The organism is Coprococcus sp. HPP0074 (genome assembly GCF_964238105.1).
Lineage (GTDB): Bacteria > Bacillota > Clostridia > Lachnospirales > Lachnospiraceae > Faecalimonas > Faecalimonas umbilicata.
Window position 1 is genome coordinate 61,171 of record NZ_CAXSKS010000003.1, and the last position, 13,691, is coordinate 74,861.

At 43.1% G+C, this 13,691-nt stretch carries 12 protein-coding genes and 1 riboswitch; all 12 genes read left to right on the forward strand.

Annotation, left to right across the window (positions count from 1 at the left end; translation table 11 throughout):
• The first annotated feature begins 440 nt into the window (after positions 1 to 440).
• On the forward strand, positions 441 to 1,733 hold the full coding sequence (gene murA / locus ACESPO_RS04665) for a UDP-N-acetylglucosamine 1-carboxyvinyltransferase (RefSeq protein ID WP_016439588.1): 1,293 nt from the start codon (positions 441 to 443) through the stop codon (positions 1,731 to 1,733).
• A 264-nt stretch (positions 1,734 to 1,997) separates the two neighbouring features.
• On the forward strand, positions 1,998 to 2,552 hold the full coding sequence (locus ACESPO_RS04670) for a CD3072 family TudS-related putative desulfidase (protein ID WP_120091025.1): 555 nt from the start codon (positions 1,998 to 2,000) through the stop codon (positions 2,550 to 2,552).
• Positions 2,542 to 3,603, forward strand: coding sequence for an ABC transporter ATP-binding protein (locus ACESPO_RS04675; RefSeq protein WP_499788534.1), 1,062 nt, complete (start codon positions 2,542 to 2,544; stop codon positions 3,601 to 3,603). Before ACESPO_RS04670 ends, ACESPO_RS04675 begins: the two co-directional genes overlap by 11 nt.
• Positions 3,603 to 4,496: a carbohydrate ABC transporter permease gene (locus ACESPO_RS04680; protein ID WP_336304541.1), complete on the forward strand. Its 894-nt coding sequence runs from the start codon at positions 3,603 to 3,605 to the stop codon at positions 4,494 to 4,496. The genes ACESPO_RS04675 and ACESPO_RS04680 overlap by 1 nt, the downstream gene beginning before the upstream one ends.
• Entirely contained in the window at positions 4,493 to 5,320 is an 828-nt protein-coding gene (locus tag ACESPO_RS04685) for a carbohydrate ABC transporter permease (RefSeq protein WP_016439592.1), read from the forward strand. The genes ACESPO_RS04680 and ACESPO_RS04685 overlap by 4 nt, the downstream gene beginning before the upstream one ends.
• Before the next feature lie 25 nt (positions 5,321 to 5,345).
• A complete protein-coding gene (locus ACESPO_RS04690) occupies positions 5,346 to 6,707 on the forward strand; it encodes an ABC transporter substrate-binding protein (RefSeq protein ID WP_016439593.1) in 1,362 nt (453 codons plus the stop codon).
• 86 nt (positions 6,708 to 6,793) lie between these two features.
• A riboswitch (SAM riboswitch) is annotated at positions 6,794 to 6,891 on the forward strand.
• Positions 6,892 to 7,032: 141 nt separating this feature from the next.
• Positions 7,033 to 8,220: a methionine adenosyltransferase gene (gene metK / locus ACESPO_RS04695; RefSeq protein WP_270196707.1), complete on the forward strand. Its 1,188-nt coding sequence runs from the start codon at positions 7,033 to 7,035 to the stop codon at positions 8,218 to 8,220.
• A 211-nt stretch (positions 8,221 to 8,431) separates the two neighbouring features.
• Positions 8,432 to 9,928 carry a sensor histidine kinase gene (locus ACESPO_RS04700; protein WP_016439594.1) on the forward strand — a complete coding sequence of 499 codons (1,497 nt, stop codon included), beginning with the start codon at positions 8,432 to 8,434 and terminating at the stop codon, positions 9,926 to 9,928.
• Positions 9,921 to 10,610, forward strand: coding sequence for a response regulator transcription factor (locus ACESPO_RS04705; RefSeq protein ID WP_008976900.1), 690 nt, complete (start codon positions 9,921 to 9,923; stop codon positions 10,608 to 10,610). The genes ACESPO_RS04700 and ACESPO_RS04705 overlap by 8 nt, the downstream gene beginning before the upstream one ends.
• Positions 10,611 to 10,769: 159 nt before the next feature.
• Positions 10,770 to 12,146, forward strand: a complete 1,377-nt coding sequence (locus tag ACESPO_RS04710) for a TrkH family potassium uptake protein (protein WP_270666135.1) — start codon at positions 10,770 to 10,772, stop codon at positions 12,144 to 12,146.
• Positions 12,147 to 12,160: 14 nt separating this feature from the next.
• Entirely contained in the window at positions 12,161 to 12,811 is a 651-nt protein-coding gene (locus ACESPO_RS04715; RefSeq protein WP_270457976.1) for a potassium channel family protein, read from the forward strand.
• Between the two features lie 2 nt (positions 12,812 to 12,813).
• Positions 12,814 to 13,602 (forward strand): 23S rRNA (guanosine(2251)-2'-O)-methyltransferase RlmB, encoded by a 789-nt coding sequence (rlmB, locus tag ACESPO_RS04720; protein ID WP_270602908.1) that lies wholly within the window; start codon positions 12,814 to 12,816, stop codon positions 13,600 to 13,602.
• The last annotated feature ends 89 nt before the right edge of the window (positions 13,603 to 13,691 follow it).

Genomic DNA, 13,691 nt, shown 5'->3' on the forward strand with positions numbered 1-13,691 from the left:
CTCGGCTGTCTGCGGACGAATGTGCGGCGTGCAAGAAAGATGAGCGGGACATGAGAACAAGTGTGCGCTGGACGGAGAGACAAAAATATGGTAAAATACTATAGAGATGCGGGACAAAACGAGAAAATGAAAATTTTAGAAACCGTTCCGGTATCGTATATTTGGAGAGTTCTTTTGACATGATAAGTATTAAGCAGAAAAAAGAGTGACAAAGAAGAGGCAAATTTCGGGGCTGAAAACAGAAGGACTGATCAGAGAGAATGAAAATTGTTTTACAAATAAGAAATATGTGCTATAATACTCCGTGGACTAAAAAGAAATTACAGGTTATTGTCCCGTAGATAAGAGATAGGGATTCGACAGTTAGGATGGCAGAAGGGACGATAACGATCACTTGAAAATCAGATGAAGTAAAATAAATGGAACAATAGAGGTGCGATATGGAGCAATATATAATCAAGGGCGGCAGTCCGCTCGTAGGTGAAGTGGAGATTGGCGGCGCGAAGAATGCAGCACTTGCAATTCTTGCAGCAGCGATTATGACAGATGAGACTGTGACGATTGACAATTTACCAGATGTAAATGATATTAATGTACTTTTAGAAGCGATGGAGGGCATCGGGGCCCAGATCCAGAGAGTTGACAGACATACAGTGAAGATTAACGGAAGCACAATCGGTGATTTTAGCATAGACTATGACTACATCAAGAAGATCAGGGCTTCCTACTATTTACTTGGGGCTCTGCTCGGGAAGTACAATAAGGCAGAGGTTGCGCTTCCGGGAGGATGTAATATCGGTAGCAGACCGATCGATCAGCATTTGAAAGGATTCCGTGCGCTCGGAGCAGAAGTTGAGATTGAACATGGAAAGATTCTTGCAGAAGCAGAGACACTGAAAGGTACACATCTTTACTTTGACGTAGTATCCGTAGGTGCAACGATCAATGTTATGATGGCAGCGGCGATGGCAGATGGGCTGACTATTCTTGAGAACGTTGCGAAGGAACCACACGTCGTTGACGTGGCGAATTTCCTGAACAGCATGGGAGCCAACATCAAGGGAGCAGGAACTGATGTGATCAAGATCCGCGGTGTGCAGAAGCTTCACAAGACAGAATATTCTATTATTCCGGATCAGATCGAAGCCGGAACATTCATGTTTGCAGCGGCAGCGACAAAGGGAGATATCACAGTATTAAATGTAATTCCAAAGCATCTTGAGGCAACGATTTCTAAATTAGAGGAGATGGGATGCCAGGTAGAAGAATTTGACGATGCAGTCAGAGTTGTGGCAAACAAGCGCTTAAAGAGTACACAGGTAAAGACACTTCCATATCCGGGATTCCCAACCGATATGCAGCCACAGATTGGAGTGACGTTAGCTCTGTCAAAAGGGACAAGTATCATTACAGAGAGTATTTTTGAAAATCGCTTTAAATATCTGGATGAACTTGCAAGAATGGGAGCCATCATCAAAGTAGAAGGAAATTCTGCAACGATCGAAGGGGTAGAAAAGTTCTCAGGTGCTCGTGTCAGTGCGCCGGATTTAAGAGCAGGAGCGGCACTTGTGATTGCAGGACTTGCGACGGATGGAATCACGATCGTAGATGATATTGTCTACATCCAGAGAGGATATGAACAGTTTGAGAAGAAACTGCAGGGGCTTGGTGCGATGATCGAGAAAGTTGCAAGCGAAAAAGAGATTCAGAAGTTTAAACTGAAAGTAGGATAAGGACTAGTTCAAATAAAAATAAATACAGATCATGCAGCAGTGAAAAGCAGCCTGCCAGAGCAGATCGGTCGAGGAGACCGGGTGTTTTGGCAGGCTGTTTATTTTGGTTCTTTGTAAAGTGAAATTTATAGATAATATGAATGAGTATTATAGAAATAAACAATTTTTCATCCTTAAGGTTCCATGTTATAGTGAAGGTTAAAGAAAATCGGAGAAACTTTTCTTTGCAGTATAGAAAATATGGAAAGAAAGAGGATACGAGGGATGAAAAACAAGAAGAAACTACTTTTAGTCAGCCATTGCATTCTAAATGTACGTTCTAAGATTCAGTATGCGGTGGAGTTTGAAACGGAGGAGGAGAGAAACAGGAAAGCATTTTTGAAAAAAGTGATTGAGGAGGATATTCAGCTGATACAATTACCGTGCCCGGAATTTTTGATGTACGGTGGAAGACGGTGGGGACATTCCTCAGAACAGTTTGATAATCCTTTTTTCAGAAGACAGGCGAGAAAGATGCTAGAGGATATTGTGCTTCAAGTGAAGGAGTATCAAAACTGTGCAGAGCGGGTGGAAGTGCTTGGAGTAGTAGGAATCAACGGCAGTCCGAGTTGTGGGATCGAATACACCTTCTCTGCAGATTGGGGAGGAGAGTTATCTTCACAACCGAATCTGGAAGCATATCTGAAAAAAGGAGAGCGGAAAGAAGCGATGGGAATCTTTATGCAGGTGCTGAAAGAGATGCTGGAAGAAGAAGGAATCATTCTTCGGATGGTTTCGCTGACTGAGAGGACACTGGAGGAACTGGAAGATGAGAATTAGACTGGAGAATCTTACTAAACGGTATCAGGAAGTGACTGCAGTAGATCACTTGAATTTGGAAATCGAGGATGGAGATCTTGTCTGTCTGCTTGGACCGAGTGGATGTGGGAAAAGCACGACTTTATCGATCATCGCCGGGCTGGAGCAGGCAACAGAAGGAAGTATTTATTTTGATGAGGAAAATGTAGGAGGACTGGAGGCAGAAGACCGGGACATTGGAATGGTGTTTCAGGATTATGCGCTCTATCCTCATATGACTGTGCAGGAAAATATTGCATTTCCTCTGAAAATGCAAGGATGGAAGAAAAAAGACCGGATAGAAAAAGTAAAAGAAGCGGCTAAAATGCTTCAGATTGAAGAATACTTGAAGAGAAAGCCGGGGAAGTTATCGGGTGGACAGCAGCAGAGAGTCGCGATTGCGCGTGCCATCGTAAAGAATCCGAAGATCTTACTTTTAGATGAGCCACTGTCAAATCTGGATGCAAGACTTCGCATTGAACTGCGCGATGAGATCCGGCGTGTGCAGAAACAACTGGGGATCACGACTATTTTTGTGACACATGATCAGGAAGAGGCGCTTAGTATCTCGGATAAGATTCTTTTGATGGAGAAAGGAAAGATCAGTCAGTATTCTTCTCCAAAAGAGATGTATATGGAGCCGCAAAATGTGTTTGCGGCGAAATTTCTTGGAAATCCACCAATGAACTTTGTTCCGGGAGAAAAAGTAGAGGATGGAATCTGTCTGCTGTTAGGTGATGAGAATGTGATCGTGAAAAGAGGAACAGTACACGAGGCAGGAGAACTGAAAGGAAATGTTTGCGTTGGCATCCGTCCGGAGGCATTAGAGTTGTGCAGTACAGAGGAAGAAGAAGCGATTTCGGGAGTGATCACCGGAATACAGACACTTGGAAAAGATATGTACATTCATTTCCGAGCAGGTGAACAGGTGCTGACGGCCTGCGTCGGATGGGAAAAGACATTTTCAGAAGGGGAACGTGTGTCATTTCGTGTCAAGCGACTTCATTTGTTCCCAGGGGAGGGTGACAGATAATGAAGAGAAGATGGAAAATCAGAAATCCACAGTTTCGGGCATTTCTGTATTTGCTGCCTGCACTTTCTGTCATAGCAGTCTTTCAATTTTATCCAGTGCTGAAGTCTTTTTTTATGGGATTTTATACGAAATTTGATTATCTGACAGATACGGTGGAAGCAGTCGGTCTCGACAATTTTCTCTACGTATTGAAAGATCCGGAGTTTGTTCTTGCTATGAAAAATACGGCAGTATTTGCGGTGATCTCGGTACCGCTTGGAATCATTACGGCATTGGTATTTGCTCTGATTTTAAATTCCAATATCCGGTTTCAGAAATTTTTCAGAAGTGCATATTTTCTTCCATTTGTTACATCGACGACCGCAGTGGCTGTTGTGTGGCGGTGGATGCTCAACAAAGACTATGGAATGGTCAATGCACTTCTTTCAGTGCTTGGGATGCCAAAAGTAGCGTGGCTTACAGATGCGCAGATGACCATCCCGATCTTGATTGTATTAAGTGTGTGGAAAGGGCTTGGCTATAAAATTATTATTTTGCTGGCTGCACTTCAAGGGGTAGATGAAAGATATGTGAAGGCAGGACGGATGGATGGCGCAGGGTCATTTAGAAGGATCTGCCATATTATTCTTCCAATTTTAAGACCGACGATTTTATTCTTATCTGTGACATCACTGATCGGAGCTTTTAAGATCTTTGATGAAGTTTATATTATGTACGGGCAGAAACCGGGGCCGCTTCAGAGCGGGCTTACGATTGTCTATTATATTTTTGATAAGTTTTACAGACACTGGGAGTTTACTACCGCATCGGCGGCAGCATTTCTTCTGTTTCTTGTGATTCTATTTTTTACGTTGCTCCAGTTTCTGTTTTCGTCAGAAAGGAGGAAGTCATGAGAAAAGGGAAAAAGATGGTGACAGTTCTGTCCTATGTCATTCTGGCTGCGGGACTTTTGTGGGTCAGCCTTCCGTTTGTCTGGATGGTTCTGACAGCATTTAAGCCGGCAAAGGAAGTATTATCGATGCCGCCAAAATGGATCCCATCTGTCTGGCAGTGGGAAAATTTCAAGATGGCATTGCAGCAAGTACCGTATGCTAGATATTTTTTCAACAGTGTGTTTACAGCAGTGATGGTGACGGTGGGGGAAGTATTTACAACAGTACTTGCGGCCTATGCATTTGCATATATTCCATTCCGGTTTAAAAATGCTCTGTTTTTGGTTCTTGTAGCGACCATGATGGTTCCGGGAGAAATCCTGATGATCCCTAATTATATTACACTGAGCAACTGGGGATGGATTGACAGTTATAAGGCGCTGATCATTCCCTGGTGTGCAAGTATTTTTTCGATATTTTTACTGAAACAGCAGTTTGAAAGCATTCCGATTTCTTATTATAAATCGGCGAAGATCAATGGTTGCTCGGAATTGCGATTTTTATTTACTATTTTAATTCCGTGTTCCATACCGACACTTGCATCGATTGCTATTTTAAAATTCATTAACTGCTGGAATTCCTACATGTGGCCTCTGATCACGACAAATTCAGAGGAGATGCGGACGCTTCCGGTAGGAATGGCAGCATTTTCAACCGAGGCGGGAACAAGATATCATATTTTAATGGCCTTTTCGATCCTGGTGATTGCGCCGGTGATCATTTTATATTTATTTACACAAAAATATATTGTGAAAGGGGTAAGCAAATCAGGACTGAAAGGATAAAACGAAAAGAGAGAGGAAAAGAAAGATGAAGAAAAAAGTATTGGCGGCACTTCTTTGCACGACGATGGCAGCATCCATGCTGACCGCATGTGGAGGGGAGAAAAAAGAAACGGAGAAGAAAGAAGAGACGAAAACAGAGTCGTCAACAGAGAAAAAAACAGACACAAAAGTGACAGAAAAAACAGAGATTACATTCTGGCATGCGATGTCAGGATCTAATGAGGAGGCAATCCAGAAAATTACAGATGATTTTATGGAGCAGAATGAAAATGTATCCGTAAAATTAGTGAATCAGGGAGGATACATGGATCTGTTTGACAAATTGATGGCCTCTGCAAAGGCAGATCAGCTCCCGACAATGACGCAGATTTATTCCAACAGATTATCCTGGTATGTTTCCAAAGGGCTTGTGGCAGATCTGACACCATATATGGAAGATGAACAGACAGGATTTACTGAGGAAGACCTTGCAGATATTCCGGAGATGTTCCTTGCAGATGGAATCTGGGATGGAAAACAGTATGCAATCCCGTTTAACAAAAGCCAGATGGTTTTATATTACAATGAAACTATGTTCGAAGAAGCTGGTGTAGAAGTTCCAAAGACATGGGACGAGTGGACAGCGGCAGCTGAGAAACTGACGGTAGACGAGGATAAGGACGGCGAGCCGGAAGTGTATGGATGTGTATTTGCAAATAACCTTTCCACAGATATTGCACCTTGGCTGAAACAGGCAGGTGGAAGTACGATGAATGAAGAAACAAATGAATTGTATTTTGATACACCGGAGACAAAGGAAGCAATCGAATTTTTAAATAGTATGTTCCAGGCAAAGACAGCAAGATTTGCCGGAGATGATGAAAATGCAAATGTTCCGGTGCAGGATGGACGAGCTGCAATGTGTGTAGCTTCTACATCCGCACTGCCATACATAGAAGAAGGAACGATGGAAGGTATTACTATCAATGCCGCAGCGCTTCCAGGACATAAGACAGATGATCAGCTGTATTACGGAACAAATGTGGCAGTATTTGATTCTGCAACAGACATGCAGAAACAAGCTGCATGGGAGTATATTAAATTCCTGACAAATACAGAAAATACAGCATATTTTGCGGCAGAGACAGGATATATTCCAGTGCGTGTATCTGCACAGGAGGATCCGGTGTTCGCAAAAGTACTCGAGGAAAAACCGATCAAACAACTTTCGTTGGAATGCTTTGACAAAGGTTTCCAGGGAACAAGAAATATCGGCGGCAAGAATGCGTTAGATGAACTTGGAAAACAGCTTGATCTTGTATTCAGCGGAGAAAAAGGAATTGACGAAGCGCTCAAAGATGCCCAGACAAACGGAGAGCAGGCAATGAAAGAGGCACAGAGTAACTAGAAAAGTTTTCTCAAAAAGACTCTTGACGGTCCTGTCAATCAGTGTTATGATTTCTAACGGAACAAGAACAGAATAATAGAAACTTTCTCTTATTCAGAGCAGTGGAGATACAAAGGATCTGTGAAGCTGCGGCAACCCCGTGAACGGAAGGTGCCAACCTGAGCGAGTAATCGAACAATAAGAGGATTGATTTATGAGTATAAAGCAGTCCGAATGTTGTCGGGCTGCTGTTTTTATCTCAGAGAGTTTTGGTAAATGACTTTTTATCAGAGAAAGACAGAACAGTCCGGCGAAAGAGAAAGAGAAAAAAGAAAGGAACGTACGAATGGAAAAATTATTATTTACTTCAGAATCAGTAACCGAAGGTCATCCGGATAAGATCTGTGACCAGATTTCAGATGCTGTGTTAGATGCGCTGATGGAGCAGGATCCGATGAGCCGTGTGGCATGTGAAACAGCGATCACAACAGGACTTGTCCTTGTTATGGGTGAGATTACAACAAATGCATATGTAGATATTCAGAAAATCGTAAGAGATACTGTGGATCAGATTGGATACAACAGAGGAAAATATGGATTCGATGCACATACTTGTGGTGTGATCACAGCAATCGATGAGCAGTCTTCTGACATTGCAATGGGTGTAGATAAAGCTTTAGAAGCAAAAGAAAACAAAATGTCAGACGAGGAGATCGATGCAATTGGAGCAGGAGACCAGGGAATGATGTTCGGATATGCTTCGGATGAGACAGAAGAATTGATGCCATATCCAATCGCGCTGGCACACAAGCTGACATTGCAGCTGACAAAAGTCCGCAAAGATGGAACACTTTCTTACCTCAGACCAGATGGTAAGAGCCAGGTGACAGTAGAGTATAGCGAAGAGGGAATCCCGGTGCGTCTTGATGCGGTTGTATTATCTACACAGCATGATCCGGATGTAACTCAGGAACAGATTCATGAAGATATTAAGAAATATGTATTTGATCCGGTACTTCCACAGGAGATGGTAGATGCGCAGACAAAATTCTTCATCAACCCGACTGGAAGATTCGTAATCGGTGGACCACACGGAGACAGTGGTGTGACAGGACGTAAGATCATCGTAGATACTTACGGCGGAATGGCACGTCACGGCGGTGGAGCATTTTCCGGAAAAGACTGTACAAAGGTAGACCGCTCTGCAGCATATGCAGCACGTTATGTTGCAAAGAACATCGTTGCAGCAGGAATTGCAAAGAAATGTGAGATTCAGCTTTCTTATGCAATCGGGGTGGCTCATCCGACATCGATCATGGTAGATACATTCGGAACCGGAAAACTTTCTAACGAGAAGTTAGTAGAGATCATCCGTGAGAACTTTGATTTAAGACCGGCAGGAATCATCAAAATGTTAGATCTTCGCCGTCCGATCTACAAGCAGACAGCAGCTTATGGACACTTTGGACGTAACGACTTAGATCTTCCATGGGAAAAACTGGATAAAGTAGAAGCATTAAAGAAATATTTATAAGAGACTTCGATCATCAGATGAGAAAGATGGCTGCTCCACAGATAAGAGAAAATCTGTGGAGCAGTTTTTGCATACTGGGTCGTACGAAGGTTTACAAAAATTTTATAAATGTTTATAGGTGTTTTGGTGTATTTAACAAGGTGGCATGATATAATAATGAAGTCAGATTGAGACAAGCATAGAAAGTATATAGAATAAGAGGTTGGACACGATGAAATTAAAAACACGACTGGTCATTGCTTTTATGACGATCATTATTTTGCCGGTGTTCTTGACGAGCGCCGTATTTTGTGGATTCGCACAACTTCAAATTCGTTCGATCGAGAAGACATATGGAATTACAGGGACCACCTATGAAGCACTGTTAAATAGTGTACAGGTGCCGAGCCGGATTACGAAAGAGGCATATCATGAGCTGGAGAAGGCAGCGGATAAGGATCCGGAGAAGCTGGAAGATGCTTCTTATCTGGAGCAGTTTAACCAGAGGCTTCGGCAGAAAGGATCCTATCTTCTTGTGAGAAAGGATGATATTATCGTATATATGGGAGAAGATCCGCAGAAGACGGAGGTGGTGATCCCGGATTTACCGGCTTATGAGGAATACAATGCAGATTCCGAGAATGGTGTATATATTGGCGGAGAAGCACAGGTACTTGTAAAGCAGGTGGATTTTGTCAGTGATGACAAGAACAAGTGCAGTGCATTTATTGTAACAGATGTAACGAGCATGCTGCCGGAAGTATCACAATTCTTAAAAGACATTCTTGTGGCGGTCATTGTGATCCTTGTCATTACCGGAGCGCTGCTGGTTGTCTGGATTTACAGAGGAATCAAGATTCCGCTTGTGAAGATGCAGAAGGCGACGAAGAATATTAAAGAAGGGAATTTAGATTTCCGGCTGATTCCGGATACCGATGATGAACTCGGACAGCTTTGTCAGGATTTTGAGGAGATGCGGAAACGGCTGAAAGACAATGCGGAGGAGAAGCTTGCCTATGATAAGGAGAGCAAGGAGCTGATCAGTAATATTTCCCACGACTTGAAGACACCAATCACGGCGATCAAGGGGTATGTAGAAGGAATTATGGATGGTGTTGCAGATACACCTGAGAAGATGGAGAAGTATATCCGGACGATTTATAATAAGGCAAATGAGATGGATCTTCTGATCAATGAACTGACACTTTACTCTAAGATTGATACGAATCGAATTCCATACAATTTTACAACACTGTCAGTCAATGAATATTTTGATGACTGTGCAGAAGATCTGAAGTTGGAATTGGAGCAGAGAGATGTCGAGTTTGGATATTTCAATTACGTAGAGGAAGATATCCGCATCATCGGCGATGCCGAGCAGTTAAAGCGAGTCATCAACAATATTGTGACGAATTCTTTGAAATATATGGATAAGAAGCGGGCGCGGATTAACTTGCGGGTGAAGGACGTCGGTGATTTTATTCAGGTGGAACTGGAGGACAATGGGAAAGGAATTGCCGCCAAAGATCTGCCGAATATTTTTGATCGTTTTTACCGGACAGATGCATCGAGAAATTCTTCTAAGGGCGGAAGCGGCATTGGACTTTCAATTGTGAAGAAGATCATCGAGGAGCATGGCGGCAAGATTTGGGCGACAAGCAGAGAAGGGACAGGGACGGTCATGTATTTTGTAATCAGAAAATATCAGGAGGTACCGGTAAATGAGTAGAATATTAATCGTAGAAGATGAAGAAACGATTGCAGATCTGGAGAGAGATTATCTAGAACTGAGTGGGTTCGAGGTAGAAGTTGCAAATGATGGAGAGACGGGGCTTGAGAAGGCGCTGACGGACCAGTTTGATCTGGTGATCCTTGACCTGATGCTTCCGGGAGTGGATGGATTTGAAATCTGCAGAGAAGTACGTCAGAAGAAAAATACACCGATCATTATGGTCTCTGCCAAAAAGGATGATATCGATAAGATCCGGGGACTTGGGCTTGGCGCAGATGATTATATGACAAAGCCGTTTAGTCCGAGCGAACTTGTGGCGAGAGTCAAAGCACATCTTGCAAGATATGAGCGTTTGATCGGAAGCAATGTACAGACAAATGATATTATTGAGATCCGTGGCTTAAAGATTGACACGACAGCGAGAAGGGTGTGGGTCAATGGAGAAGAGAAGGCATTTACGACGAAGGAATTTGATCTTCTGACGTTTCTTGCAGGGCATCCGAATCACGTATATACAAAGGATGAATTATTCAGTGAGATTTGGGATATGGAATCGATCGGGGATATTGCGACTGTGACAGTTCATATTAAGAAGATTCGGGAGAAGATTGAGTACGATACTTCCAAACCGCAGTATATTGAGACAATCTGGGGTGTGGGGTACCGATTTAAAGTATAAGAGAAGAAAAGAAGGGCCGCAGTCCGGAAATAAGGGCTGTCGGCAGCATGAGGGGTTCCTGTGCCGTTGGTACAGGGATTCTTTTTTTAGGACTGTTATCTTTTCGGGAAGTGTAGTATAATTGATTCAAAAAGCATAAAGGGAGAAAAGTGAAAGAAAATGTTTAAGTGGAAAGAAAAAAGTGTAAGATTAAGCACGATGCAGATGCTTGCAGCAGGCTTCTTGCTCGTGATCGTGATCGGCGGAATACTTCTATGGCTTCCGGTCTGCAATCAAGAGCCGATTGCATTTACAGACGCACTTTTTACATCGACATCGGCAGTTTGTGTGACCGGGCTTATGACAGTTGTTCCGGCGGCGCAGTTTACGCTTCTTGGCAAGGTAGTATTGCTTGTTCTGATACAGATTGGAGGACTTGGTGTAGTCGCAGTATCGACATTTTTTCTTGTTGTGATCGGAAGGAAGATCACGGTAAAAGAGCGAGTGATGATTCAGGAAACGTATAACATGGAGTCTTTATCAGGTATGGTGAAATGGATCTTGCGGATTCTGAAGGGAACCTTCGTTGTAGAAGGAATTGGAGCAATCTTTTTTGCATTTCAGTTTATTCCGGAGTATGGATTTTTGAAAGGAATCTGGTATAGTGTGTTTCACTCTATCTCAGCATTTTGCAATGCGGGAATTGATATATTAGGGGCAGATAGTTTTGCGGCATATGCAAGAAATCCGCTGATCAATCTGACAACGATGATATTGATCGTTGCAGGAGGTATCGGTTATACCGTGTGGTTTGACATCACTGATAATATTAGAAACTTTCGCAAAAAGGGTGAGAGAAGACGTGGAATGTTTAAGATTTTAACCTTGAACTCCAAGGTTGCACTGACGATGACGGCAATTCTGATTGTGACAGGTACAGTCAGTTTTCTGTTTCTAGAATTTTCTAACCCGGATACGCTTGGAGAATTTTCTTTTGGAGACAAGGTGATGGGAGCGGCATTTCAGTCAGTGACAACGAGGACGGCCGGATTCTTTACCGTGCCGCAGGGAGATCTAAGAGAAGAATCGGTATTCATTTCCTGCCTTCTGATGTTTATCGGAGGCTCCCCGGCCGGTACCGCCGGAGGGGTGAAGACGACAACGATTGCAATGTTATTCCTTACAGCGGTTACTGTCGTAAAAGGAAATAAGGATACGGAGTGCTTTGGAAGAAGAATTCCGGAAGAAAATATTCGGACGGGGATTTCAGTTATGCTGATGTCTTTTACAATCTTGATGATAGGGACTATAGCTGTTTCAGTGATAGAATCGGCGGGATTTCTTGATATTTTGTTTGAGACGACCTCGGCAATTGGAACAGTAGGTCTTTCCACGGGGCTGACTCCGGCGCTTCACACCGCAAGTAAATTTGTGATTATGATCTTAATGTATGCAGGGCGGATCGGACCGGTTACAATGGCGCTGGCATTCGGATTAAAGAAAAATCCGATGAGCCAGGTGAGACAGCTGCCGGCGAAACGTCTGATGATTGGATAGGGGGATAAGAAAATATGAAAAAGCAATATGCAGTATTTGGACTTGGAAAATTTGGTTCCAGTGTGGCAGTGACATTGGAGAAACTCGGATGCGAAGTGATCGCAGTAGATATTGCGGAAGAAAAAGTACAAGAGATCGCAGATCAAGTATCTTACGCAATGCGCGCGGATCTGCATGACACGGGAGTGATCCAGTCGCTGGGACTTCGCAATCTGGATGGTGCAGTCGTGGCGATTGCCGATAATATGGAATCTAGTATTATGGCTACGATTTTGTCAAAAGAGGCAGGGATTCCGTATGTGCTTGCAAAGGCGCAGGACGAGCTTCATGCATCCATCTTAAAAAGGGTCGGTGCAGATGCGATTGTATTTCCGGAGATGGAGATGGGAAGAAGAGTTGCCAAAAATCTTGTCTCCACAAATTTTGCAGATTGGATCGAGCTATCACCGGATTATAGTATCGTAGAGACAAGGGTTCCGGAAAAATGGATCGGGAAGACTTTGCGTGAACTTTGCATCCGTGAGCGCTATGGATTTAACGTAGTCGGTATTAAAAAGGATGAGAAAGTTGATGTCAATGTAAGGCCGGAGATGCCGCTGGAAGAAGGAACTATTATGATTTTCATCGGAAGTAATGAAATGTTGAATAAATACAAAGGGGAATAAGTATGATTACAAGCACGTCAAATGCGAGAGTGAAGGAACTGGTGCAGCTTCAGAAAAAAAGCAAAGTGCGGAACGAGCAGGGAGTCTTTCTTGTGGAAGGAGTCAAGATGTACCAGGAGATTCCACAGGAGCAGCTTGTGAAAGTCTATGTATCCGAGACATTTGCAGACAAACAGAAAGAAGAAATCAACAGGCTGAAAGACAGAAGGAAGTTAGAATATCTGTCAGATCATGTTTTTCAATATGTTTCTGATACAAAGACACCACAGGGAATCCTCTGTGTCGTACGCCAGTCCACTTACTGTCTGGAGGATATTTTAGAGGCAGAAGATGCACATCTTCTTGTTTTGGACAACCTTCAGGATCCAGGGAACCTTGGAACGATTCTGCGAACCGCAGAGGGAGCGGGGGTGACAGGAATCATCATCAGCAAGGAGAGTGTGGATATTTATAATCCGAAAGTTATTCGCTCAACGATGGGTTCTATTTACCGTGTTCCGTTTGTCTATGTGGAAGATTTAAAAGAAGCGATCGCAAAAGTAAAGGCGCACGGTATTTTTACATATGCCGCACATCTTGATGGGAAAAATAGTTACGACAAGGAAGACTATACGAAAAAGACGGCATTTTTGATTGGAAATGAGGGAAACGGACTTCGAAAGGAAATCGCGGATTTGGCAGATACATGGATCCGCATTCCTATGCAGGGGCAGGTAGAATCATTAAATGCAGCAATTGCCACCTCCGTGCTGATGTTCGAAACTGCGAGACAGAGAAGAAATCAGAGATAAACAAAGAAATAAAGGTGGACAAAGAGTATCATTAAAAAGTAAAAAGAATAGCAGTTGATCTTGGGGAAGCACCAAAAGATCAGCTGCTT